At 74.0% G+C, this 23705-nt stretch carries 24 protein-coding genes; 17 read left to right on the plus strand and 7 right to left on the minus strand.

Annotation, left to right across the window (positions count from 1 at the left end; all coding sequences use genetic code 11):
* Positions 1 to 4 precede the first annotated feature (4 nt).
* The gene (locus BLT76_RS03430; protein ID WP_090850732.1) at positions 5 to 655 is read right to left on the minus strand and encodes a response regulator; all 651 of its coding nucleotides are present in this window, start codon (positions 653 to 655) and stop codon (positions 5 to 7) included.
* Positions 652 to 1614, minus strand: a complete 963-nt coding sequence (locus BLT76_RS03435; protein WP_218856830.1) for a HAMP domain-containing sensor histidine kinase — start codon at positions 1612 to 1614, stop codon at positions 652 to 654. Before BLT76_RS03435 ends, BLT76_RS03430 begins: the two co-directional genes overlap by 4 nt.
* Before the next feature lie 130 nt (positions 1615 to 1744).
* Between BLT76_RS03435 and BLT76_RS26285 the strand changes: the two genes are divergently transcribed.
* The 6 genes from BLT76_RS26285 (at position 1745) to bar (ending at position 7835) form a co-directional block, all read left to right on the plus strand.
* Complete coding sequence (locus BLT76_RS26285) at positions 1745 to 2203, plus strand: SPFH domain-containing protein (protein WP_244509226.1); 459 nt, start codon at positions 1745 to 1747, stop codon at positions 2201 to 2203.
* Entirely contained in the window at positions 2200 to 3696 is a 1497-nt protein-coding gene (locus tag BLT76_RS03445; RefSeq protein ID WP_090850739.1) for a potassium/proton antiporter, read from the plus strand. Before BLT76_RS26285 ends, BLT76_RS03445 begins: the two co-directional genes overlap by 4 nt.
* Positions 3693 to 4979 (plus strand): ArsB/NhaD family transporter, encoded by a 1287-nt coding sequence (locus BLT76_RS03450; protein WP_090850741.1) that lies wholly within the window; start codon positions 3693 to 3695, stop codon positions 4977 to 4979. Before BLT76_RS03445 ends, BLT76_RS03450 begins: the two co-directional genes overlap by 4 nt.
* A gap of 7 nt (positions 4980 to 4986) precedes the next feature.
* On the plus strand, positions 4987 to 5724 hold the full coding sequence (locus BLT76_RS03455) for an SDR family oxidoreductase (protein WP_090850743.1): 738 nt from the start codon (positions 4987 to 4989) through the stop codon (positions 5722 to 5724).
* A gap of 70 nt (positions 5725 to 5794) precedes the next feature.
* On the plus strand, positions 5795 to 6727 hold the full coding sequence (locus BLT76_RS03460; protein WP_090850745.1) for a carbamate kinase: 933 nt from the start codon (positions 5795 to 5797) through the stop codon (positions 6725 to 6727).
* Positions 6728 to 6740: 13 nt separating this feature from the next.
* Complete coding sequence (gene bar, locus BLT76_RS03465) at positions 6741 to 7835, plus strand: barbiturase (protein WP_090850747.1); 1095 nt, start codon at positions 6741 to 6743, stop codon at positions 7833 to 7835.
* A 141-nt stretch (positions 7836 to 7976) separates the two neighbouring features.
* Here bar and BLT76_RS03470 read toward each other — a convergent pair whose 3' ends face one another.
* Positions 7977 to 8567 carry a DJ-1/PfpI family protein gene (locus BLT76_RS03470; RefSeq protein ID WP_218856217.1) on the minus strand — a complete coding sequence of 197 codons (591 nt, stop codon included), beginning with the start codon at positions 8565 to 8567 and terminating at the stop codon, positions 7977 to 7979.
* A gap of 114 nt (positions 8568 to 8681) precedes the next feature.
* Between BLT76_RS03470 and BLT76_RS03475 the strand changes: the two genes are divergently transcribed.
* Genes BLT76_RS03475 through BLT76_RS26510 form a run of 3 tightly spaced genes read left to right on the plus strand, consistent with a single transcriptional unit; the run spans position 8682 to position 15264 of the window.
* A complete protein-coding gene (locus BLT76_RS03475) occupies positions 8682 to 11891 on the plus strand; it encodes an ATP-dependent helicase (protein ID WP_090850749.1) in 3210 nt (1069 codons plus the stop codon).
* A complete protein-coding gene (locus BLT76_RS03480) occupies positions 11888 to 15145 on the plus strand; it encodes an ATP-dependent helicase (protein WP_244509227.1) in 3258 nt (1085 codons plus the stop codon). Before BLT76_RS03475 ends, BLT76_RS03480 begins: the two co-directional genes overlap by 4 nt.
* Positions 15142 to 15264 (plus strand): hypothetical protein, encoded by a 123-nt coding sequence (locus tag BLT76_RS26510; protein WP_257024063.1) that lies wholly within the window; start codon positions 15142 to 15144, stop codon positions 15262 to 15264. Before BLT76_RS03480 ends, BLT76_RS26510 begins: the two co-directional genes overlap by 4 nt.
* Before the next feature lies 1 nt (position 15265).
* Here BLT76_RS26510 and BLT76_RS03485 read toward each other — a convergent pair whose 3' ends face one another.
* A complete protein-coding gene (locus tag BLT76_RS03485; RefSeq protein ID WP_244509228.1) occupies positions 15266 to 16342 on the minus strand; it encodes an NAD(P)-binding domain-containing protein in 1077 nt (358 codons plus the stop codon).
* A gap of 60 nt (positions 16343 to 16402) precedes the next feature.
* Between BLT76_RS03485 and BLT76_RS03490 the strand changes: the two genes are divergently transcribed.
* The gene (locus BLT76_RS03490) at positions 16403 to 16585 is read left to right on the plus strand and encodes a hypothetical protein (RefSeq protein WP_090850753.1); all 183 of its coding nucleotides are present in this window, start codon (positions 16403 to 16405) and stop codon (positions 16583 to 16585) included.
* Here the strand turns inward: BLT76_RS03490 and deoD are convergent.
* Complete coding sequence (deoD, locus tag BLT76_RS03495) at positions 16572 to 17300, minus strand: purine-nucleoside phosphorylase (RefSeq protein ID WP_090850883.1); 729 nt, start codon at positions 17298 to 17300, stop codon at positions 16572 to 16574. The two genes, BLT76_RS03490 and deoD, sit on opposite strands and share 14 nt — an antisense overlap.
* A 20-nt stretch (positions 17301 to 17320) precedes the next feature.
* The gene (gene aztD / locus BLT76_RS03500; protein WP_090850755.1) at positions 17321 to 18556 is read right to left on the minus strand and encodes a zinc metallochaperone AztD; all 1236 of its coding nucleotides are present in this window, start codon (positions 18554 to 18556) and stop codon (positions 17321 to 17323) included.
* A 133-nt stretch (positions 18557 to 18689) separates the two neighbouring features.
* Here aztD and nudC point away from each other — a divergent pair, with 133 nt between their 5' ends.
* Positions 18690 to 19598 (plus strand): NAD(+) diphosphatase, encoded by a 909-nt coding sequence (nudC, locus tag BLT76_RS03505; RefSeq protein ID WP_090850757.1) that lies wholly within the window; start codon positions 18690 to 18692, stop codon positions 19596 to 19598.
* Between the two features lie 3 nt (positions 19599 to 19601).
* On the opposite strand, the gene BLT76_RS03510 is transcribed toward nudC, so the two are convergent.
* Positions 19602 to 19853, minus strand: coding sequence for a mycoredoxin (locus tag BLT76_RS03510; protein ID WP_090850760.1), 252 nt, complete (start codon positions 19851 to 19853; stop codon positions 19602 to 19604).
* 78 nt (positions 19854 to 19931) lie between these two features.
* On the opposite strand from BLT76_RS03510, the gene BLT76_RS03515 reads away from it, so the two are divergent.
* The 6 genes from BLT76_RS03515 to BLT76_RS25575 all read left to right on the plus strand — a co-directional run bounded on the left by BLT76_RS03515 (position 19932) and on the right by BLT76_RS25575 (position 23602).
* Positions 19932 to 21971 (plus strand): ATP-dependent DNA helicase UvrD2, encoded by a 2040-nt coding sequence (locus tag BLT76_RS03515; protein WP_090850762.1) that lies wholly within the window; start codon positions 19932 to 19934, stop codon positions 21969 to 21971.
* 224 nt (positions 21972 to 22195) lie between these two features.
* Positions 22196 to 22420, plus strand: coding sequence for a hypothetical protein (locus BLT76_RS03520; protein WP_090850764.1), 225 nt, complete (start codon positions 22196 to 22198; stop codon positions 22418 to 22420).
* A 105-nt stretch (positions 22421 to 22525) separates the two neighbouring features.
* The gene (locus BLT76_RS03525) at positions 22526 to 22840 is read left to right on the plus strand and encodes a WhiB family transcriptional regulator (RefSeq protein WP_090850767.1); all 315 of its coding nucleotides are present in this window, start codon (positions 22526 to 22528) and stop codon (positions 22838 to 22840) included.
* Positions 22841 to 22904: 64 nt separating this feature from the next.
* A complete protein-coding gene (locus BLT76_RS25570; protein WP_170866922.1) occupies positions 22905 to 23069 on the plus strand; it encodes a hypothetical protein in 165 nt (54 codons plus the stop codon).
* Positions 23070 to 23100: 31 nt separating this feature from the next.
* Positions 23101 to 23295: a hypothetical protein gene (locus tag BLT76_RS03530; RefSeq protein ID WP_090850769.1), complete on the plus strand. Its 195-nt coding sequence runs from the start codon at positions 23101 to 23103 to the stop codon at positions 23293 to 23295.
* A 136-nt stretch (positions 23296 to 23431) separates the two neighbouring features.
* Positions 23432 to 23602 carry a hypothetical protein gene (locus BLT76_RS25575; RefSeq protein ID WP_170866923.1) on the plus strand — a complete coding sequence of 57 codons (171 nt, stop codon included), beginning with the start codon at positions 23432 to 23434 and terminating at the stop codon, positions 23600 to 23602.
* Positions 23603 to 23705: the final 103 nt, after the last annotated feature.

Genomic DNA, 23705 nt, shown 5'->3' on the forward strand with positions numbered 1-23705 from the left:
CCAACTAAGGCTCGACCAGCCCCGCCCGGATCGCGTACCGCACCAGCTGGGTCCGGTCGCGCATGCCGAGGCGAGCCAGGATGTTGGCGCGGTGCCGCTCGACGGTCTTCACGCTGATGGTGAGCGCGGTCGCGATCTCCTTCGACGACAGGCCCTCGGCGATCAGCTTCAGCACCTCGTCCTCGCGCTCGGTCAGCACGGTCGTGGGGACGCGCTCGCCGCGGCGCAGCCGGTCGAGGTAGTCGCGCACCAGGGCACTCATCGCGCCCGGGTAGACGAACGCCTCGCCGCGCATGGCCGACCGGCAGGCGGCGACCAGGTCCTCGTCGGCCACCGACTTCAGCACGTAGCCGCTGGCCCCGACCTTCAGCGACTCGAAGAAGTACTGCTCGTTGTCGTGCATCGACAGCATCAGCACCCGCGGGGGCTCGCGGCGGCGGGCGATCTCGCGGGCCGCCTGCAGCCCGGTCATCCGCGGCATCGCGATGTCGAGCACGACCAGGTCCACCGGGACCTCCCGCAGCAGCGCGACGGCCTCCGCCCCGTCGCCGGCCTCGGCGACCACCTCGAGGTCGGGCTCCTGGTCCAGGATCAGTCGTACGCCGCGCCGCACCAGTCCGTGGTCGTCGGCCAGCAGGATCCGCGTCGGGCTCACGACGGGTCCACCGGGACGCTCAGCCGGACCCGGGTGCCCTGCCCCGGGGCGCTGTCGATCTCGAGCAACCCGCCCACCGAGCGGGCGCGCTCCCGCATGCCCCGCAGGCCGGCCCCGGCCGCGTCCGCGACCAGCCCGCGGCCGTCGTCCGCGACCCCGAGCACCACCCGGTCGCCGAGCCGCTGCAGGGTCAGCTCGACCCGCGTGGCCCGCGCGTGCCGCGCGGCGTTGGTGAGCGCCTCCTGGGCGACCCGGTAGACGACCAGCTCGGTCGCCGGCGGCAGCGCGGGCAGCCCGGGCGCGATCGAGCGGCGTACGGTCGCGCCGCCGTGCGCGGAGAACCCGGTCGCGAGGGCGGCCAGCGCGCTGTGCAGGCCGAGGTCGTCGAGCACGCCCGGGCGCAGCTCGCGCGCGACCCGTCGTACGTCGTCCAGGCCCGCGCGGGCGCTCTCCCGGACCAGCTCCAGCTCCTCGACCAGCTCGGCCGGTGCGCGGCGCTGCACCTGCTTGAGACCGAGGAGTACGACGGTCAGCTGCTGGCCGACCTCGTCGTGCAGCTCCCGGGCGATCCGGTGCCGCTCCTCCTCCTCCGCGGCCAGGGCCCGCGCGTCGCTGCCGCTGCGTTCCGCCTCCAGCCGGTCCAGCATCGCGTTGAAGCTGGCGACCAGTCGGGCGCCCGGCCCGCGGGTGCCCGTGGGCAGCCGCTGCCCGGGCTCCAGCAGGTCGACGGTCGCCATCTGCCGCACCACCCGGTCGATCGGCGCGAGGCTCGCGCGGAGCAGCAGCGCGTTGGTCACCAGCATCACGGCGAGCCCGAGGGTCAGCACGAGCGCCTCGGAGACCACCGTGCGCCGCGAGACGCTGACGGGCAGGAGCAGCAGGGCGAGGGTCCCGGCGAGGAAGACGGTGCCGTTGATCAGGCACACCCGCCAGTAGAGGGGGAGCGTCCAGGTGCGCACCCCGCCAGCCTCCCACGTGGCCGGGTCCGGCCGGACCCGGCGAGCCCGAGATGGGTGGTAGCCCCCATGGTCCGCGGCCGCTCGCTCGCGAACACTCGAGCGTGCCGGACGAGAGCGGTCGGGAGGCGATGTGGAGGAGCCAGCGGCGACGGTGGTCGTGGGCCTGCTGGTGCTGTCCCTCCTGGCCGCGCTCGCCGGCGCCAGCGTGAGATGGACCCCGCGGGAGCACCTGCTGGTGGTCAGCCGGCGCGGCGTCGTACGGCGCGTCGTGGGCGGTGGGCCGGCCTGGCGCTGGCCGCTGCTGGACACCGTCGAGGTCGTCGCGATGGATCCCGAGCCGGTCGCCATCAGCGTGCGCGCGACGACCCGCGACGGCCACGAGGTCCGGCTGCTGGCCGAGGCGGTGCTGCCCGTCGTACCGCCCCGCCCGGGGGAGCCGGCCGACGCCGTCGACCAGGCGCGCGAGCGGGCCGAGACCGGCCTGGCCGACGAGCTGGTGGCCGCCGTCGTGGCGTGCGACGTCGCCGACCTGGGCGACCTGGAGGTCGGCGGCCTGGCGGTCGTCGAGCTCGACGTGGTCCTGCGGTGACCACGGCCGAGCTCAACGTCGTCGTCCTGGTCGGTGCCGCGGTGCTGCTGGCCGCCGTGGCCGCCGTCCGTCTGGTCAGCCGGGCCGGGCTGCCGAGCCTGCTGATCTACCTGGCGATCGGGCTGGCCATCGGCGAGGGCGGCCTCGGGCTGCACTTCGAGGACGCCGACCTGACCCAGGTGCTCGGCACCGTGGCCCTCGCGGTCATCCTGGCCGAGGGCGGCTTCACCACCGACTGGAGCGTCGTCCGCCCGGTGGCGCCGCTGGCCGGGGTGCTGGCGACCGTCGGGGTCTTCATCAGCGTCGCCGTCACCACGGGCCTCGTGTACGTCGTCCTCGACGTCGACCTGCGCACCGCGATCGTGCTGGGGGCGGTCGCCTCCTCGACCGACGCGGCCGCGGTCTTCTCGGTGCTCCGGCAGCTGCCCGTCCGGGGCCGGCTGCGCGCCACCGTGGAGGCCGAGTCGGGCTTCAACGACCCGCCGGTCATCGTCCTGGTCACCGTGGTCACCTCGGACGCCTGGGAGAGCGCGGGGGCCCTCGGCATCGCCGGCCAGATCGGCTACCAGCTGCTGGTCGGGGTGCTCGTGGGCGTGGCGGTCGCGGTCGCCGGGACCTGGCTGCTGGCGCGCAGCGCGCTGCCGGCGTCCGGTCTCTACCCGCTGGCCACGCTGGCGATCGCCTTCCTGGCCTTCGCCCTGTCCGGCGTGGTCGGCGCCAGCCCGATCATGGCCGTCTACGTCGCCGCCCTCGTGCTCGGCAACGCCCGGCTCCCGCACCGCTCGACCACGGAGAGCTTCGCCGGCGGGCTCGCCGGACTGGCCCAGATCGGGCTGTTCATCCTGCTCGGGCTGCTGGCCAGCCCCGCGCGGCTGCTCGACGCGCTCCCGACCGCGCTCGTGGTGGGCGGAGCGCTGACCCTCGTCGCGCGGCCGCTGTCCGTGGTGTTGTGCGCGACGCCGTTCCGGGTGCCCTGGCGCGACCAGGTCTTCATCAGCTGGGCCGGCCTGCGCGGCGCCGTACCGATCGTGCTCGCCACCATCCCGATGAGCGTCGGCCTGCCCGGCGCGGAACGGATCTTCGACGTGGTCTTCCTGCTCGTCGTCCTGTTCACGCTGCTCCAGGGGCCGACGCTGCCCTGGGTCGCCCGCCGGACGGGCGCGGCCCGCCCGCACAACCCCCGCGACGTGGCCATCGACTCCGCCCCCCTCGACGACATCGACGCCGCGCTGCTGCAGTTCGCCGTCCCCGAGCGGTCCCGACTGGTCGGGGTCGAGATCGCCGAGCTGCGGCTGCCCGTCGGGGCGGCCGTCTCGCTGCTGGTCCGCGACGGCGAGATCTTCGCGCCGGCGCCGACGACCGTCCTGCGCGACGGCGACCACGTGCTCGTGGCCGCACCGCGCGAGCACGGCCCGGCCATCGAGGCGCGGCTGCGCGCGGTGAGCGACCACGGCCGGCTCGCCGGCTGGTACGCCGGGGTGGCGGGCCGGTGATCGCCGCCGCCGCGATCGGGGTCTTCCTGGTCGCCTACGCCTTCATCGCCACCGAGCGGATCGACCGGGTCGCGGCGGCCCTGGGCGGGGTCGCCGCGATGACCCTGCTCGGGCTGGTCGACGCCGACAGCGCCTTCTTCGACCACGACACCGGCGTGGACTGGAACGTCGTCTTCCTGCTCTTCGGGATGATGGTGATCGTCGGGGTGCTGAAGCAGACCGGCCTGTTCGAGTACCTCGCGCTCTGGGCGGCCCGGGCCTCGCGCGGGCGACCGGCCCGGCTGATGGCGCTGCTGATGGTCGTGACGGCGGCGGCGAGCGCGCTCCTCGACAACGTCACCACGGTGCTGCTGGTCGCCCCGGTGACGCTCTCGGTCTGCGCGCGCCTCGGGCTGCCGACGACGCCGTACCTCGTGACGCTGGTCTTCGCCTCCAACGTCGGCGGCACCGCGACCCTGATCGGGGACCCGCCCAACATCATCATCGCCAGCCGGGCCGGGCTGAGCTTCAACGACTTCCTGGTCCACACGCTCCCGGTGACGGTGGTGATCGTGGCCGTGCTGGTCGTGCTGTGCCGGTTCCTCTACCGGCGCGAGCTGCGCGTGGAGCCCACCGTGGCGACCCCGGAGGACTTGGATCCGGCGACCGCCATCCGCGACCCGCGGCGCCTCGCGGTCTGCCTGGTCGTGCTGGCGCTGGTGATGGTCGCCTTCGGGCTGCACACGGTGCTCCACCTCGACCCGTCGATCGTGGCGATGATGGGCGCCGGGGCGATGGTGCTGCTGACCCGGACCACCTCGGAGGAGTTCCTCGAGGAGGTCGAGTGGGGGACCCTGGTGTTCTTCATGGCCCTCTTCGTGCTGGTCGGCGGGCTGGTCCAGGTCGGCGTGATCGGCGCGATCGGGGAGGCGGCCGCCTCCGCGCTCGGCGACCGGCCGCTGCTGGCGTCCACGACCCTGCTCTTCGGGTCCGCGGTGGTGGGCGGCTTCGTCGACAACATCCCCTACACCGCGGCCACCGTGCCGATCGTGCAGGATCTGGTCGCCGCGTCCGGCGACACCTCGTCCGGCAACCCGCTGTGGTGGGCCTTCGCGCTCGGCGCCGACCTGGGCGGGAACACGACCGCGGTCGCGGCCGGGGCCAACGTCGTCGTCCTCGGGATCGCGCACAGCGCCGGGCGGCCGATCACCTTCTGGGAGTTCACCAAGAAGGGCCTGGTCGTGACCTTCGTGTCCCTGACCGTGGCCTGGCTCTACGTCTGGCTGCGCTACTTCGTGTTCTGATCGGCGCATGCGTCCCCTCACCCTGGTCACCGGCGGCACCCGCGGCATCGGACGGGCGGTCGCGCTCCGGCTCGCGGCCGACGGCCACGACCTGGTGCTCGGCTACCGCGACGACGCGGCCGCGGCGGACGCGTGCGCGTCGTCGGCGGCGCAGCTCGGCGCGTCGGTGGCCCTCGTCGCCGGCGACCTCACCGACCCGGTTGCCGTCGACGACCTGTTCGCCGCCGCGCCGCGTCCGTTGACCGGCGTCGTCAACAACGCCGGGGCGACGCTGCACCTCGGACCGCTCGCCGAGACCCCGGTCGACGTCGTACGACGCACCGTGGACCTCAACCTCACCGCGGCGCTGCTGGTGGCCCGGGCCGCCGTCCGCTCGCTCGGCCGCTCGTACGGCGGTGCCGGCGGCGTGCTCGTCAACATCAGCTCGGGCGCCGCCACGCTCGGCTCGCCGGGGGAGTACGTCCAGTACGCCGCCGCCAAGGCCGGCGTCGACGCGCTCACCGTCGGCCTCGCCCAGGAGGTCGCCGGCGACGGGGTCCGGGTGGTCGGCGTCGCGCCCGGCATCGTCCGCACCCGCATCCACGAGGACGCCGGCGAGGCCGGCCGGGTCGACCGGGTCGGGCCGCTCGTGCCGCTGGGCCGCGCGGGCGAGCCGGAGGAGGTGGCGTCGGTGGTCGCGTTCGCGCTGAGCGACGCGGCGTCGTACGTCACGGGGACGACGCTGCGGGTCGCCGGGGGTCGATGACGGCGATCGGGCCGTTCCGTTGGCAGATGTCGCCAATGTCCGCCGGTCGGGGGACGCCTAGGTTCGTCGCATGAGGGTCCTGCTCGCGCTCGGCGGCAACGCCATGACCAGCGCGGACGGCGGAGCCCGGCCGGAGGACCAGATCGCGGCGGCGTCGACCGCGGCCGCGGCGGTCGCCGATCTGGTCGGCCGCGGGGTCGACGTGGTGCTCACCCACGGCAACGGGCCCCAGGTCGGCAACCTGCTGGTCAAGAACGAGCTCGCCGCAGCCGTCGTACCCCCGGTGCCGCTGGACTGGTGCGGGGCCCAGACCCAGGCGACGCTCGGGTTCGTGCTGATGAACGCGCTCGACGCGGCCCTGCGCGAGCGCGGCGTGGACCGTCGTACGGCGACCGTGGTCACCCGCACCCTCGTGGCCTGGGACGACCCCGGGTTCACCCGGCCGACGAAGCCGATCGGCCGCTACCTGCCCGCCGCCGACGCCGCGCTGCTCGTCGAGCACGGCGAGACGTGGGAGGACCGCGGCGACCGCGGCTGGCGGCGGGTGGTCGCCTCGCCCGAGCCGCTCGAGATCGTCGACCTGGCCGCGGTCGAGGCCCTGGTGGCGGCCGGCTTCGTGACCGTCGCCAACGGCGGCGGCGGGATCCCGGTGGTGGTCGACGCGGACGGCCGGCTGCGCGGCGTCGAGGCGGTCATCGACAAGGACCTCGGCGCGGCCGTGCTCGCCCGCGACCTGCGCGCCGACGTGCTCGTCATCGCCACCGACGTGCCGAACGCCGTGGTCGGCTGGGGCACGCCCGACGCTCGCCCGCTCGGCCAGGTCAGCGTGGCCGAGCTCCGCGGGATCGCCGCGGAGGGCCACTTCGCCAGCGGCTCGATGGGCCCGAAGGTCGACGCGGCGTGCCGGTTCGTCGAGCGCGGCGGGTCCCGGGCCGTCATCACCAGCCTGCAGCACATCACCGATGCCCTCGACGGTGCCGCCGGCACCGTCGTACTCCCCTGAGGAAGGAACGCCCATGCCCAGCGCCATCGAGGTCCGCAAGGTCCCGATCCACTCCGTCGCCGACGCCAGCGAGCTCACCAAGCTCCTCGACGAGGGGGTCTTCGAGGCGAGCCGGGTGGTCGCGATCATCGGCAAGACCGAGGGCAACGGCGGCGTGAACGACTACACGCGGATCATCGCCGACCGGGCCTTCCGCGAGGCGCTGGTCGCCGGCGGCGCCGACGGCGAGGCCGTGAAGCAGGTCCCGATCGTGTGGTCCGGCGGCACCGACGGCGTGATCAGCCCGCACGCCACGATCTTCGCCACCGTCGACGCGGAGCCGACGGAGGAGTCCCGGCTGACCGTGGGCTTCGCGATGAGCGACGTGCTGCTGCCCGAGGACATCGGGCGCAGCGGGATGGTCACCAAGGTCGCCGATGCGGTGAAGGTCGCGATGGAGCGGGCCGGCATCACCGACACCGCCGACGTGCACTACGTCCAGACCAAGACCCCGCTGCTCACCCTCAGCACCATCGAGGACGCCAAGTCCCGCGGGAAGGACGTCTTCACCGAGGACACCCTCTACTCGATGGACGTCTCCAACGGCGGTACGGCGCTCGGCATCGCCGTCGCCCTCGGGGAGATCGAGATGCCGCGCGACGAGGACGTGCTGAAGGACCGCTCGCTCTACTCCTCCGTCGCCTCCTGCTCCTCGGGCGTCGAGCTCGACCGGGCCCAGGTCGTCGTGGTCGGCAACGCGACCGGCGTCGGCGGCCGCTACCGGATCGGCCACTCGGTGATGACCGACGCCCTCGACGCCGACGGGATCTGGGAGGCCATCCGCTCCGCCGGCCTGGACCTGCCCGAGCGGCCCCGCACCAGCGACCTCGACGGCAAGCTGGTGAACGTCTTCCTCAAGTGCGAGGCCTCGCAGGACGGCACCGTCCGCGGTCGCCGCAACGCGATGCTCGACGACTCCGACGTGCACTGGCACCGCCAGATCAAGGCGGCCGTCGGCGGCGTCACCGCTGCCGTCACCGGCGACCCGGCCGTCTTCGTGTCGGTCTCCGCCGCCCACCAGGGCCCCGATGGCGGCGGTCCGGTCGCCGCGATCGTCGACCTGGGCTGAGGGGGGTCGTCGGAGAGTTTCATCGGCTGGCCGACAAAGCTCCCGCCGGGACGACGAAGGTTCATCGTCCCGGCGTGAGTTTCATCGGCCAGCCGATGAACCTTTGCGCGAGTCCGCGAGCCGTCCCCACGCCGAGCAGCGTCAGGACCGCCAGCCCCACTCCATCTCGGTGACGGCGCGGTCGCGCGTGTCCTGGTCGGCGAGCAGCTCGACGGCATGCAGCGCGCAGTCGATCCCCGCCGAGACCCCGGCCGAGGTCAGGACGGCGTCGGAGGAGCGCACGTACCGCTCACCGCGCACCACCTCGGTGGTCGGAGAGATCGCGGCCAGCTCGTCGAACGCGTCGTGGTGGGTCGTCGCGGGCCGGTCCGCGAGGAGCCCGGCCGCGCCGAGCAGCAGTGCCCCGGTGCAGACCGACACCAGCAGGTCGACCTCGCCCGCCCGCTCCCGCAGCCAGGCCAGCAGCCGCTCGTCGGCCAGCAGTGGCCGGGTGCCCGCGCCCCCGGGCACCACGAGGACGTCGCAGGGCGGCGCGTCCTCGAGGGAGTACGTCGGCAGCACCGCGAACCCGCCGCGCCCGACCGCGGGCGCCGTGCTCAGCCCGACCGAGAAGACCTCGAACGGGTGGCCGGCTCCCAGCTCGCCGGCCACGTTGAACACCTCGTACGGGCCGGCGTAGTCGAGGACCTCCATGTCGTCGAACGCGAGGATGGCCACGGTCCTGGTCGTCATGTGCCCATCGTCGCGGGTGCTGCGTCGTCCTGTCGGCGGCGGGTGCTGTGATGGACACATGAGCCTCCCCCACGAAGCCGCTCGCTTCGCTCACGCCTCCGCGGGGACCCCGGCATGAGCGCCCCCACGACCGAGACGCCGGCCTTCCGGCTGCGCCGCGCGTCGGAGGTCCCGGCGGCGCCCATCCTCGACGAGCACCAGCAGCAGGTCGTCGACCACGCCGGCGGCCCGCTCCTGGTGCTGGCCGGCCCCGGCACGGGCAAGACCACCACCCTGGTCGAGGCCATCGTGGCGCGGGTCGAGGCCGGTGCCCGGCCCGACCAGGTGCTGGCGCTGACGTTCTCCCGCAAGGCCGCCGAGCAGCTGCGCGACCGGGTCACCGCCCGGCTGGGGCGCACCATGGCGACGCCGCTCAGCTCGACGTTCCACTCCTTCGCCTACGCGCTGGTGCGGCGCTTCGCGCCCGCCGAGCTGTACGCCGCCCCGCTGCGCCTGCTGTCCGCGCCCGAGCAGGACGTCGTGCTGCAGGAGCTGCTGACCGACCACCCCGAGTCGGTGCGCTGGCCGGCCGGCCTCCGCGCCGCCGTGGGCACCCGGGGATTCGCCAAGGAGGTCCACGCGGTGCTGGCGCGGGCCCGCGAGCGGGGCCTCGACCCCGACCAGCTGGTCGAGCTCGGGGAGCGTGAGAACGCCCCCGAGCTGGCCGCGGCCGGCTTCTTCCTGGGCCAGTACCTCGACGTCCTCGGCGACCAGAGCGCCGTCGACTACCCCGACCTGGTCGCGCGCGCGGTCATCGAGGCCAACCTCCACCGCGACCAGCTGCGGCGCGAGGTCACCCACGTCTTCGTCGACGAGTACCAGGACACCGACCCCAGCCAGGTCGCCCTGCTGCGGGCGCTGGCCGGCGACGGCCGTGACCTGACGGTCGTCGGTGACCCCGACCAGTCGATCTACGGTTTCCGCGGCGCCGACGTCCGCGGCATCCTCGACTTCCCGCGCCAGTTCCCGCAGGCCGACGGCTCGCCGGCCCGGGTCGTCGCCCTGGCGACGACCCGGCGGTTCGGCTCGCGACTGCTCCGGGCCTCGCGCTCGATCGCGGCCGGCATCGGCGTGACGGGCTCGATCCCGGCGTCGGCGTACGCCGCGTTCCGCGACCCGGCCCCGGTCGCCCACGAGCTCGGCCCCGGCACGGTCCAGGCGCTGACCTTCGACACCGCGCGGGCCGAGGTCGAGCACGTCGCCGACCTGCTCCGCCGGGCCCACCTCGAGGACGGCGTGGCCTGGTCGGACATGGCGGTGCTGGTGCGGTCCGGTCGGGCCGAGATCCCCGGTCTGCGTCGCTCGCTGGTCGCGGCCGGGGTTCCGGTGGAGGTCGCGAGCGACGAGACCCCGCTGGTCCGCGAGCCGGCCGTCGTCCCGCTGCTCGCCGCGCTGGCCGTGGTCGGCGACGCCGACGTCGACGACCCGGCCGCCCAGGACCACGTCGGCGCCGACCGGGCCGAGGCGCTGCTGACCTCGCCGCTCGGGTCGCTCGACGCGACCGACGTGCGCGCCCTGACCCGCGCGCTGCGCGAGCGCGACCCGGAGGCGGCCCCGCGCGACCTGGTACGCCGGGCCGTGCTGGAGCCGGGCCTGCTGGCCGACCTGCCCGGTGACGCGGCCACCCGGGCCCGGCGGCTCGCGGTCCTCGTCGCCCGCGCCCGGGCCGAGCTCGCGGGCGGGGCGACCGTCGAGGAGGTGCTCTGGACGCTCTGGGAGGGCTCCGACTGGGGGCGCCGGCTGCGCCACGCCACCCGCGGCGGTGGGCACGGCGCCCGGCTCGCCCACCGCGACCTCGACGCCATCTGCGCGCTGTTCGAGACCGCGGCCCGGGCCGAGGAGCAGCGCGGCCACACCAGCGTCCGGGCCTTCGTCGCGACGCTCAGCGCGCAGGAGATCCCGGCCGACACCCTGGCCGACCGCGGGGTCCGCGGTGACGCCGTACGCCTGCTCACCGCCCACCGGTCCAAGGGCCTGGAGTGGCGCCTGGTCGTCGTGGCCCGCGTGCAGGAGGGCTCCTGGCCCGACCTGCGGCGGCGCGACACCCTGCTCCAGGCCGACCGGATCAGCCGCGACGGCCTGCTGCCGCCGCTCACTCGCGGCGCGATCCTGGCCGAGGAGCGTCGGCTCTTCTACGTCGCCGCGACCCGGGCCCGTCAGCGGCTGGTCGTCACCGCCGTCGCCTCGGCCGACGACGAGGGCGAGCAGCCGTCGCGATTCCTCCACGAGCTCGGCCGCGACCCGGTCCACCTGGTCGGCCGGCCCCGTCGTCCGCTGTCGATGAGCGGGCTGGTCGCGGAGCTTCGTCGTACCCTCGCCGACCCCGAGCAGCCCGAGCCGCTGCGGGCGGCCGCGGCCCGGCGGCTGAGCCGACTGGCCGCGACCGACGTGCAGGGCCGTGCGGTGGCTGCGGCCGCCGACCCGGCCTCGTGGTGGGGGCTGCGGGCGCCGACCCGGGCGGCCCAGCCGGTGCGGCCCACCGACCGGCCGCTGACGATCTCGGCGAGCACCCTGGAGGGCCTGATCACCTGTCCGGCGCAGTGGTTCCTCACGCGGGAGGCCGGCGGCGCGGTCGTGAGCTCGGCCAGCCAGGGCTTCGGCAAGGTCGTGCACGCGGTGGCCGACCGGGTCGCGAAGGGCGAGATCGCCTCACCGGTCGACGTCGACGGCGACCTGATGCCGCTGGTCGACGAGGTCTGGGAGCGGCTGGAGTTCCGCACCCCCTGGTCGCGCGCCCGGGAGCGCGCCGCGGTCCGGGACGCCCTGGCCCGGTTCGTGGCCTGGCACGAGCGTCCCGGCGCCCGGCCGGTGCTGGCCACCGAGCCCCGGATGCAGGCCGAGGTCACCCTCCCCGACGGTCAACTGGTCCGCCTGCACGGCTACGCCGACCGGCTGGAGGTGGAGGAGGACGGCCGGGTGGTCGTCATCGACCTCAAGACCGGCAAGTACCCGCCCACCGGCCCCCAAGTCGAACGGCACAGCCAGCTCGGGCTCTACCAGCTGGCCGTCGAGCACGGCGCGGCCGACGCCTGGCTGCCCGAGGCGGACCGCCCGGGTCGGCCCGGGGGTGCCGAGCTGGTGCAGCTGCGCCACGGCGCCGACCTGCCGAAGGTCCAGCGGCAGGCGCCGCCCGTCGAGGGGCCGGGCTTCGTCGAGGACCAGCTGGTGGCGGCCGCGACCGTGCTGCGCGACGAGGACTTCGTCGCGCGACCGGGCGCCCACTGCGACCGCTGCACCTTCCACGCCCTGTGCCCCGACAAGACGGCGGGATCGGTGCTCTCGTGACCGCCACGCAGGCACCACCGGTGCACGACATCACCACCCCCGAGCAGCTCCGCGAGCTGATGGGGGCCGAGTGGGCCTTCAGCGACCAGCAGTTCGCCGCGATCACGGCGCCGCTGGAGCCGGTGGTCGTGATCGCCGGGGCCGGCTCCGGCAAGACCACGGTGATGGCGGCCCGGGTCGTCTGGCTGGTCGCCACCGGCCGGGTGCGCCCCCACGAGGTCCTGGGCCTGACCTTCACCACCAAGGCCACCGCCGAGCTCCAGAGCCGGATCCGCGAGAGCCTGCGCCAGGCCGGCCTGCTCCCGGAGCGCGGCGTACGTCTCGTCCAGCCAGGGTCGGCCGAGGACGAACCGGAGGAGCTCGAGGAGCCCACGGTCGCGACCTACCACGCCTACGCCTCGACCCTGCTCTCCGAGCACGGCCTGCGGATCGGGCACGAGCCCGACACCCGGCTGATCGCCGACGCCAGCCGCTACCAGCTCGCGGCGCGGGCCGTGCAGCGCTACACCTCGGCCGTCGACCAGCTCACCGACTCACCCAGCCACGTCGTCCAGTACCTCCTCGCCCTCGACGGCGAGATGAGCGAGCACCTCGTGACGCCCGACCAGGTGCGGGCCCACGACGCCGTCCAGCGCCCGCTGCTCGAGGCAGGGATCGCCACCGAGCACCGCAAGACCTACCGCGCGGTGAACGAGAAGGCGATCGCCGCCATCGACAAGCGGGGCGAGCTGCTGGGGCTGGTCGACGCCTACCGCCGGCTGAAGACCCACCACGGGCTGATGGACTTCTCCGACCAGATCGCCCTGGCGGCCCGGCTCGTCCAGGACTGCCCCGAGGTCGGCGAGCTCGAGCGCGGCAAGTTCAAGGTGGTGCTCCTCGACGAGTACCAGGACACCTCGGTCGCCCAGGCGCTGATGCTGAGCCGGCTGTTCAGCGGTCCCGACCCCGAGCAGGGGCTGGGCCACCCGGTGACGGCGGTCGGCGACCCCAACCAGGCCATCTACGGATGGCGGGGCGCCTCGGTGTCGAACATCCTGGAGTTCGGCCAGGACTTCCCGTCGTCCGTCGGGGCGACCCGCACCTACCCGCTCACCGTCAACCGGCGCTCGGACGAGCGGATCCTGGCCGCGGCCAACCACCTCGCCGAGGGCCTGTACGCCGACCGCCCCGAGCTGCGCCCGCTGGAGCCCAAGCCCGGGGCCGACCCGGGCGAGGTCCGTGCCGTCGTCCACGAGACCTGGGACGACGAGCTCGGGTGGTTGGCCGCCGAGGTGGTCGCGACCCACCGAGCCCTGGCCGCCCGCAGCGACGAGCCCACCTGGAAGGAGATCGGCGTCCTGGTGCGCGACAACGCCCACGCGGCCGCGGTCTTCGACGCGCTCTCCGCCCAGGAGGTCCCCGTCGAGATCGTCGGGCTCAAGGGCCTGCTGCGGCTCCCCGAGGTGGCGGAGGTGGTCGCCACCCTCACCCTCGTCCAGGACGTGACGGCCAACGCCGCCCTCCTGACGGTGCTCGCCGGCCCGCGCTGGGCGATCGGGCTGCGCGACCTCGCGTTGCTGGGGAGCCGCGCCCGTGAGCTCGCGGGCGGTGGACCGTCGGTGCGGGCCACGACGTTGAGCGACCTGCAGGCCGAGCTGGGAGCCGCGGTCGAGGGGGCCGACCCGACCGAGATCGCGGCGCTCTGCGACGCCCTCGATGACCCCGGCGACCTCGACTACTCACCCGAGGCCCGGGAACGGTTCGGGCTGCTCGCCGGCGAGCTGCGCCGCCTGCGCGGCTCGATCGGGGAGCCGCTGCTCGACCTGGTCCGCCGGATCGTCGACGTGACCGGCATCGACGTCGAGCTCGCGGCCTCGGTGAGCCCGGCCGCGGCGGCCCGGCGCGAGAACCTCGACCTGTTCGTCCAGGCGGTCGCCGAGTTCCAGGCCGTCGACGGACAGGTGACCCTCGCCGCCCTGCTCGCGTGGCTGGAGGCCGAGGACGAGTTCGGCCAGGGCCTCGACGTCGCCACGCCCTCGGAGGCCGACTCGGTCAAGCTGCTGACCGTCCACCGGGCCAAGGGTCTGGAGTGGGACGTCGTCTTCCTGGTCGGCGTCGTCGACCAGAAGTTCCCCACCAACCGCAGCCGGTCCAGCTGGCTCACGGTGCCCTTCGTGATGCCGACCGCGCTGCGGGGTGACGCCCGCGACCTGCCGGCGCTCACCGGTCACACGCCCGACGACCTGAAGGCGCTGAGCGCGCGGGCCAAGGAGCACGAGGCGCTCGAGGAGCTCCGGCTCGGCTACGTCGCCTGGACCCGCGCGCGCCACACCCACTGGGTGTCGGCGTACTGCTGGGCGCCGCAGCGCAAGGGCGCCCTCGGCCCGTCGCGCTACCTCCAGCTCACCCGTGAGGCGATGGAGACCTGGGGCGCCGTGCCCGACGCGTGGCGCGACAAGCCCGCCAAGGACGACCCGAACCCGTACGCCGAGGCCGCGACCGACCTGGCCTGGCCGATCTCCCACCACACCCGCGAGGTCGAGCGCCGGGTCGAGGCGGCGGCCCGGGTGCGCGCGGCCGACCCTGCCGCGGCTGACGACCTGGGGGACGTGCTCCTCCTCGACCGGGTGGCCCAGTGGGACACCGAGATCGACCGCCTTCTCGAGGAGGCTGCCCGCGACCGCTCCACGGTCGTCGAGGTCCCGTTGCCGTCGAGTCTCTCCGCGACCTCCCTGGCCCGGCTGCGTGACGATCCGGAGGCCTTCGCCCGCGACCTGGCCCGGCCGATGCCGCGGCGCCCGTCGTCGGCCGCGAGGTTCGGCACCCGCTTCCACGCCTGGGTGGAGAGTCGCTTCGGCCAGCAGCTGCTGCTCGACCCCGACGAGCTCCCGGGCCGCGCCGACACCGGGATCGCCGACGACGCGGAGCTCGCCGAGCTGGTCGCGAGCTTCGAGGCAGGGCCGTTCGCCGACCGGGTCCCGCACGCGGTCGAGCCCCCGTTCGCCCTGGTGCTGGCCGGCCAGGTCGTCCGAGGGCGCATCGACGCGGTCTACCGCGAGGGCGACGGCTACCTCCTGGTCGACTGGAAGACCGGGCGTCACCTGGAGCCGGAGCCGCTCCAGCTGGCCATCTACCGGGTGGCCTGGGCCGAGCTGCACGGCGTCCCGTTGGAGCAGGTCCGGGCGGCCTTCTTCCACGTCCGCACCGGCGAGCTGGTCGAGCCGCCGGACCTGCCCGGGCGCGCCGCGCTGGAGCGGTTGCTCACGACCGGTTGAATGGGCCCGCACACCTGACCCCAGCCGATCGGAGAATCGCCATGCTGAAGAAGCTCGTCCTCGTCATCGCCGTCGTCGCCCTCGGTGGCCTGGTGGCCAAGAAGGTCGGCGGCAAGTAGCTCAGGCTCCGCCCGGAGTCGGACGCAGGCCCGCGGTGTCGCCGATCCACTCGGCGACGCCGCGGGCCGCCGCACGTCCGGCCCGGTTCGCGCCGATGGTGCTGGCCGAGGGACCGTAGCCCACCAGCTGCACCCGGCGGTCCGCGACGGCCGTGGTGCCGTCCAGCTGGATGCCGCCCGCAGGCGAGCGCAGCCGCAGCGGGGCCAGGTGGCTGATGGCCGGCCGGAACCCGGTGGCCCACAGGATCACGTCGACGTGCTCGAACCGCCCGTCGGCCCAGCGCACCCCGTCCGGCTCCACGGACGCGAACATCGGCTGCCGGTCGTAGGCGCCGAGCCGCTCCGCCTCGCGCTCCTGCGGTCGCAGGGCCAGGCCGGTCACGCTCACGACGCTGGCCGGCGGCAGCCCCCGCCGTACCCGCTCCTCGACCAAGGCGACGGCGGCCCGGCCGGCCTCGGGGCTGAAGTCGTCGGTGCGCCACACGGGCGCGCGGCGGGTGACCCAGAGGGTGTCGGTGAGCGGTGCCAGCTCGCCGAGGAACTGCACCGCGGAGGCGCCGCCGCCGACGACCACGACGCGCCGGCCGCGGAAGTGCTCGGCGCCCGGGAAGTCGTGGGTGTGCAGCTGCTCGCCGACGAAGGTGTCCATGCCGGGGTAGCGCGGGACGAACGGCTGGGTCCAGGTGCCGGTCGCGTTCACCAGGGTGCGCGAGGTCCAGCTCCGCTCGCCGGCCCGGATGACGAGCAGGCCGTCGTCCTCGGTGACCCGGTCGACGCGCACCGGGCGGACGACGGGGAGCCCGTGCTCCCGCTCGTACGCCGCGAAGTACGCCGGTACGGCGACGTTGGCCCGCCCCGTGTCCTCCCCGGGCGGCTCCGCGTCCGGCAGCGCGGCCACCCCGTGCACGTCGTGCATGCTCAACGAGTCCCAGCGGTGCTGCCAGGCCCCGCCCGGGGCGGCGTCCGCGTCCAGGACCACGTGCTGCAGGCCCCGCCGCTGCAGGTGGTACGACGCCGACAGCCCGGCCTGGCCGGCGCCGATGACGAGCGAGTCGAGGACGTCGGGCAGATCGGACACGTCGGGAGAACGCGCCGGACCGCCTGTGCCTTCCGCCGGGGCGAGTGACATCCTCGACACGTGCGCTCCCGTGTCTCCTGGCCGCTGCTCCTGCTCGCGCTGATGTGCGCGATCCCCGCCGTCGTCGGCGGTCTCTGGGTCGCCGTCGGCGACGAGGACTACCAGGGGATCGGCTTCGCCTGCCTGGGCTTCTTCGGCGCCGGGGTCGTCGTGCTGGGCCGCAAGGCGTTCACGCAGGACTGAGGTCGGGGGAGAGGCCCGCGGTCAGCGCGATCTCGACCATCGCCCCGAACGTCTGCTCGCGCTCCTGCGCGGTCGTCTCCTCGCCGGTCACGAGGTGGTCGGAGACCGTGCAGACGGCCAGCGCCTTCCGGCCGTACGATGCCGCGATCGTGTAGAGCGCGCTGGCCTCCATCTCGACCGCCAGCACGCCGTGCTCGACGAGCCGCGCCGACAGCTCGGGCCGGGCCGGGTAGAACGAGTCGCTGCTGTAGATCAGCCCGACGTGCACGCCCGCGTCACCGGCGACGGTCAGCGCGGCGTCGTGGGCCGCGCGGAGCAGCCCGAAGTCGGCGACCGGGGCGTAGTCGAGGCCCTCGAAGCGGAGCCGGTTCATCGACGAGTCGGTGCAGGCGCCGGACGCGATCACGATGTCGCGTACGGCGACCCGCTCGGTCATCGCCCCGCAGGAGCCGACGCGGACGACCCGCTGCACGTCGTACTCCTTGAAGAGCTCGTGGGCGTAGATGGCCAGCGACGGCTGGCCCATCCCGGAGCCCTGCACGGAGACCCGCTGGCCGCGCCAGGTGCCGGTGAAGCCGTACATCCCGCGCACCTCGGTGTAGCACCGGGCGTCGTCGAGGAACGTGTCGGCGATCCAGCGGGCCCGCAGCGGGTCGCCGGGCATCAGGACGAGGGGGGCGATGTCGCCGGGGTGGGCGCCGAGGTGCGTGCTCATGACGCCCACCCTAGGAAGGGTCAGCCCGTGACGGCGACCAGCTCGTCCGGGACGACCGGCAGCGCGTGGGTGGCCGTCGTCCTCATCGTGGTCAGGTCGACGACGTGCAGCTCGCTGGTCGCGGGCTCGGTCACGTACGCCGTGTCGCCGGCGACGCGCAGCGTCGGCCGGGCCTCCTGCCACTCGATGGGCTCCTCCCAGGCGTCGACGACCGGCAGGGACGCGCTGACCCGGCCGCGCTCGGCGTCGACCACGTGCAGTGCCCCGTCGGTGCCGAGGACCAGCCCGTCGCCGTCGGGCGTGCGACCCAGGGACCGGAAGGTGTAGCTGGCGGGCAGGTCGACCAGCCGCAGCGTCGCGTCGCGGGTGTCGATCAGGGACACCCGTGTCGGCCGCTCGAGCTCGGCGTCGGGGTCGGACTTGTAGTCCCCGAGCACGTACGGCGACGTCTCGTGCCCGGCCTGGTTCCCGATCCGGCCGTACGCGTCCGGGCTCGCGACCTTGCGGATGTCCCGCCCCTCGACGACCAGCACGCCGTCCTCGCAGCCGAAGACGGCGACGTCGCCCGCGAACGCCTCCCCGTGCACGCCGGGGCACTCGTCGCTGGCCGCGAGCTCGGCCCCGGCCGCGGTGGTGACCCGGATCCCGGAGCGCGACTCCTCGTCGCCGACGGTGTGCGTCAGGTTGCCGTGGCCGTCCTGCACGGCGACCCCGTGGTGGGCCTCGGGCAGCTCCCAGGTGTCGAGCGCGGGCTCGCCGTCGGCGAGGTCCGCCAGGTCGTGCGGGTCGAAGGCGGTGATGGTGCCGGTGCCGTCGTCGAAGAGCGCGGTCCGGCCGTGGTGGGGGACCACGTGTCCAGGCTCCTCGGCCGCGACCACGAAGTCGGTCAGCGTCGGGTCGACGGTGAACGAGTGCCCGTGGTCGCCGTGCTCCTCGGTCCAGGCGCCGAGGTCGAGGGCGGTGAACCCGCCGGCCGCGCTGACCATCACGTGCCGCTCGTCGCCGGCGGGGCTGAGCCGCGGGTAGCCCTCGACCGGCTGGTCGAGCAGCACCTCGCCGTCCTCCGCGCGCACCACGAGCACGCCGCCGTCGTACGTCACGGCGACGCGCTCCTCGGGTCCCGCGGTCTCGACGGCGTCCGAGGAGGCCGAGGGGGCCGACGAGGGGGCGGTGGCGGGGGAGGAGGAGTCGTCCTCGGTCCCGCACGCGGTCAGCAGCAGGGCGGCCAGGGGCAGGGTGCTCAGCGCTCTCAACATGCGAACGATTCTCAACAAAAATGAGAACGATTGTCAAAAAGACTGGCTGCCTGTGGATGATCCCGCCGAGTCGGCGCACCTGTGCGCCGACTCGGCGGAGTTCTCCACAGGGGCTCGGCATAGCCTTCGGGACGTGACCCAGCCCCACCTCCGGATCGTCGAGAACCCCCACGACCGCATCGGCGTACGACGCAAGGACGAGGCCTGGCTCGAGGAGCGCTGGGCCGACCGGGCGACCCGGGTGCTCGTCGTCGCCGGGACCCGGGTGCAGCCGCGCGACGGGCGGCTCGACTGGGTCGCTCCGGACGAGGCGCCGGACGGCGTCCGGGTGCTGCTGGGGGAGCGTGACGGGCAGGCGTGGTTCGCCGTGGTCACGGACGCGGGCCTGGCCAAGGAGGGCGGGGACTGGTTCGGGGTCCGCGACCTGCTCGCCCCGCTGGCCGACGGGACGCTCGGCGACGGGGCCCTGCTCCTGCACGCGATCGGCCTGGCCGAATGGCTCTTCGTGACCCGCTTCTGCCCCCGCTGCGGCGGCGGGCTCGAGCCGCGGGCCGCCGGGCACGAGCTGAGGTGCACGCAGTGCGGCCGCACGCAGTTCCCTCGCACCGACCCCGCCGTGATCATGATCGTCGCCGCGGGTGAGCCCGGCGCCGAGGACGAGCGCTGCCTGCTCGGCCGCCAGGCGGTCTGGCCCGCGGGCCGGTTCTCGACGCTGGCGGGCTTCTGCGAGCCGGGCGAGACGCTGGAGGACGCCGTACGGCGCGAGGTCGCCGAGGAGACCGGGGTGCTCGTCGGCGACGTCGAGTACTTCGGCAACCAGCCGTGGCCGCTGCCCGCCAGCCTGATGCTGGGCTTCATCGGCCGGGCGACCTCCACCGAGATCGAGGTCGACCAGGACGAGATCGAGGAGGCGCGCTGGTTCACCCGGGCCGAGCTCCGCGCCGAGGCGGAGTCGGGTCGGGTGGTGCTGCCGCGCGGCGTCTCGATCAGCCGCTCACTCGTCGAGCACTGGTACGGCGGGCCGCTGCCCGGCCAGTGGTAGCGCTCAGGAGGCCAGCGAGGCCAGCTTCTCCTTGACCTGGATCAGGCTCGGGTTGGTCTGGGCGGTGCCGTCGGCGTAGACCAGGGTCGGCACCGTCTGGTTGCCGTTGTTGGCCGCCTCGACGATGGCCGCGGCCTCCGGGACCTGCTCGATGTCGACGATGTCGAAGGCGATGCCCTCGCGGTCGAGCTGGCTCTTGAGTCGGTGGCAGTAGCCGCACCAGGGGGTCGAGTACATCGTGAACGTGCTGGCCATTCGAACTGTCGCCTCCGGCGTCTAGGGTCTGGAGCTGCCATCAGATCCAACCACCGGTCCCCAGGAGATGTTCCCTCGATGCCCCCCGCGCCCGCCGAGCTCCTCGCCGCCCTCGACCCCGAGCAGCGCCGGGTCGCGGAGGCGCTGCGCGGTCCGGTGCGGGTCCTCGCGGGAGCCGGCACCGGCAAGACCCGGGCGATCACCCACCGCATCGCCCACGGCGTCGCGACCGGCGTCTACGCTCCGACCGAGGTCCTCGCGGTCACGTTCACGACCCGGGCGGCCGGCGAGATGCGCGGGCGGCTGCGCCAGCTCGGAGCCGGGGGAGTCCAGGCCCGGACCTTCCACTCCGCCGCGCTGCGCCAGCTGCGCTACTTCTGGCCGACGGTGCACGGCACCGAGCTGCCCCAGCTGATCGAGTCCAAGATCGGGCTGCTCGCCTCCGCCGCCCGGCGCCAGCGGATCTCCGCCGACCAGGCACTGCTGCGCGACCTCGCCTCGGAGATCGAGTGGTCCAAGGTCAGCAACGTCCACCCCGACGACTACGCCCGCGTGGCCGCGTCGCGGGGCCGCTCGGTGACCGGTCACGACCCCGAGACGGTCGGGCGGGTCTTCGGCAGCTACGAGGAGGTCAAGCGCACCCAGGGCCGGATGGACATGGAGGACGTCCTGCTCTTCACCGCCGGCCTGCTCGCCGACGACGAGCGGGTCGCGGCCCAGGTCCGCCGGCAGTACAAATGGTTCGTCGTCGACGAGTTCCAGGACGTCTCGCCGTTGCAGTCGGCCCTGCTCGACCTCTGGCTCGGCGGCCGCGACGAGCTCTGCGTCGTGGGTGATCCCGCCCAGACCATCTACTCCTTCGCCGGCGCCAACGCCGACTACCTCCGCGACTTCGGCAAGAAGTTCCCCGGGACGACCTCGGTCGAGCTGGTGCGCAACTACCGCTCGTCGCCCGAGGTGGTGGGGGCGGCCAACTCGCTGCTGGCCGGCTCGTCGAGCCAGGGGGTCAGGCTGCAGGCCCAGCGACCGTCGGGGCCGACGGTCAACTACACGCCGTACCCCGACGAGGTGGCCGAGGCCGAGTCGGTGGCCTCGCGGATCCGGACCCTGCGCGAGCAGGGCCGGCCGCTCAGCGAGGTCGCGGTGCTGTTCCGCATCAACGCCCAGTCCGAGTCGTTCGAGGAGGCCCTCGCCGCGCGCGGGATCCCCTACGTCGTGCGCGGGGCGGCGCGGTTCTTCGACCGTCCCGAGGTCCGCGAGGCGGTGACCCGGATCCGGGGAGCCGCCCGTTCCGGGCTCGGCGAGGCGACCGGCGACGAGCTGCTGGAGACGGTGCACGGCACCCTCGCCGGCATGGGGTGGACCTCCGAGGCCCCGACCACCCGCGGACAGACCCGCGACCGGTGGGAGTCCTGGCAGGCCCTGGTCTCCCAGGCGATCGAGTACGCCGGGGCAGGAGGCGACCTGGGCGGCTTCGTCGACGATCTCGACCGCCGCGCCTCCGAGCAGCACGCGCCAGTGGCCGACGGCGTCACCCTGGCGACCTTCCACGCCGCCAAGGGCCTCGAGTGGGACTCGGTGTTCCTGTGCGGGCTCCAGGACGGCACCCTCCCGATCACCTACGCCGACACCCCGGCCGCGGTCGAGGAGGAGCGCCGCCTGCTCTACGTCGGCATGACCCGTGCGCGGCTCGACCTCGGGCTCTCCTGGGCGCTCGCCCGCAACCCCGGCGGCCGGGCCGGCCGCAAGCCCTCGCGCTTCCTGGACCCGCTGCTGCCCGAGGACGCCACAGCCGACCGGGCCCGCCCGCGCAGTCGCAAGGTCGCGGGCTGCCGCGAGTGCGGCAAGCCGCTCGACACCGGGGCGGAGAAGAAGCGGGGGCGCTGCGACGACTGTCCGGCGTCGTACGACGAGGAGCTGTTCGAGCGACTCCGCGAGTGGCGCACGACCCGTGCCGGCGCGGAGAGCGTGCCCGCGTTCGTCATCTTCACCGACGCCACGCTGCAGCTGATCGCCGAGCACAAGCCCCGCACGCCCCAGGCACTGCAGCGCATCAGTGGTATAGGCCGCTCGAAGGTCGAGCGCTACGGCGAGGACGTCCTCGAGCTGGTCGTCTGAGCCTTGGATCCCGCGTGGTTGAGCGGGATCCGGACCGTGCTGGACCGCACGCCGGAAGGCCTCGCGAGGTTGCGTCGGAGCGGTTGAAAAAGAAATCCAGAAATAGTCATAAAATCGTTTGCTCCTTACCGAGCGCCCACGGTAACTTTCCCTCACCAAGCAAACCGCGCACCACGGTCCCGGCAAGACCGGCGCACGACACGCACCGAAGGAGGTGGCTCCCGATGGCCAGCAACAAGCTCATGACGACGGTCCAGACCCCGTCGCGCTTCGCCCTGCCCACCTGCGGCCACGCCTTCGACGCGTCCGTGCGGGGCACCGATCTCGGCTTTGCCGGCATCGGCACGTCCGTGGAGCGCGAGCGCACCGCCACCCCGATCAAGGGCGGCCTGGGTTTCGCCACGGCCTACGTCCCGGGGACCACTGCCTGGAGTCCACCGACCAGTTGAGACACACTGCGTCGTTCGCCTCCAGGCCGCGGATCCCACACCGGGATACGCGGCCTTTCTGTTTGTCCATCAGACGCACGCGATCAGATTCGAAGGAGGTGAAACATGACCATCAGTGTTCTCGACCGCACCGAAGCGGCCAGCCTGGGCCAGCTGCACGACGAGGCCGAGCGGGTCGACGAGGAGCTGCTTCCGTGCCGGGTGAAGAACCCGGAGCTGTGGTTCGCCGAGTCGCCGGCCGACGTGGAGTTCGCGAAGGCCCTCTGCCAGGAGTGCCCGGTCCGGTCCCTGTGCCTCGACGGCGCCCTCGAGCGGCGTGAGCCGTGGGGGGTCTGGGGCGGCCAGCTCTTCCTCCAGGGCGCGGTGATCCCGCGCAAGCGGCCCCGGGGCCGGCCCCGCAAGAACGAGACCGCCGCCTGAGCGGCGCCAGCACCATCCGCACCACCATCCACCCGACGTACCACCTCCGAGAAGGACCACCGAGATGAACCTCATGCACGAGAACCTGGCCCGCGCGCAGATGTCCGCGCGCCTGGGAGAGGCGCAGCAGCTGCGTCGCGGCTACCAGCTGGCCCGTGCGCACCGCATGACCCGCCGCGCGGAGATCGCCGCGTCGCAGGCTCGTACCGCCCTCGCCCGCGCGCTCTGAGCGCCTGACCACCGAAGGACCATCACCCGACATGTTCACCTACCTGAACCGGAGCACCGACATGAGTCTCATGAACGAAGACCTGGCCCGCGCACAAATGTCCGCGCGCCTGGGAGAGGCGCAGCACCTTCGGCGCGGCCACCAGATGGCTCGCGCGGCTCGCCTCACCCGCAAGGCGGAGCAGGCTGCGCAGCAGGCGCGGCTCGCCCTCGCCCGGGCGCTGTGACGCGACCACCCGACGCACCCTGATCGCGGGTGTCTGATGCAGGAGCCGGGCACGACCACCGAGGTCGTGCCCGGCTCCTGTCGTCTCCCGCCGAGTCAGCGCCGGCGGTGCTGACTCGGCGGACTACCGTGGCGGTATGCGGACCTGCGACTTCTGCGGCCGCCGGGAGAGCGAGGACGACGACCCGGCCACCGCGCTCACCTGGACCACGGCCGTCGAGCGCGGCCGGACCCGGACCTTCTGCCCGACCTGCTCCCGCGAGCACCTGCGGTCGATGGAGGGCAAGCTCGACAGCGAGTGGTGGTGAATCTCGATACACCCGCTCGTCCCTCACGGGCACTCGATCACCGAGCCCGCGACACCCGCTCGTCCCTCACGGGCACTCGATCACCGAGCCCGCGACACCCGCT

This window comes from Nocardioides lianchengensis (assembly GCF_900101465.1).
Lineage (GTDB): Bacteria > Actinomycetota > Actinomycetes > Propionibacteriales > Nocardioidaceae > Nocardioides > Nocardioides lianchengensis.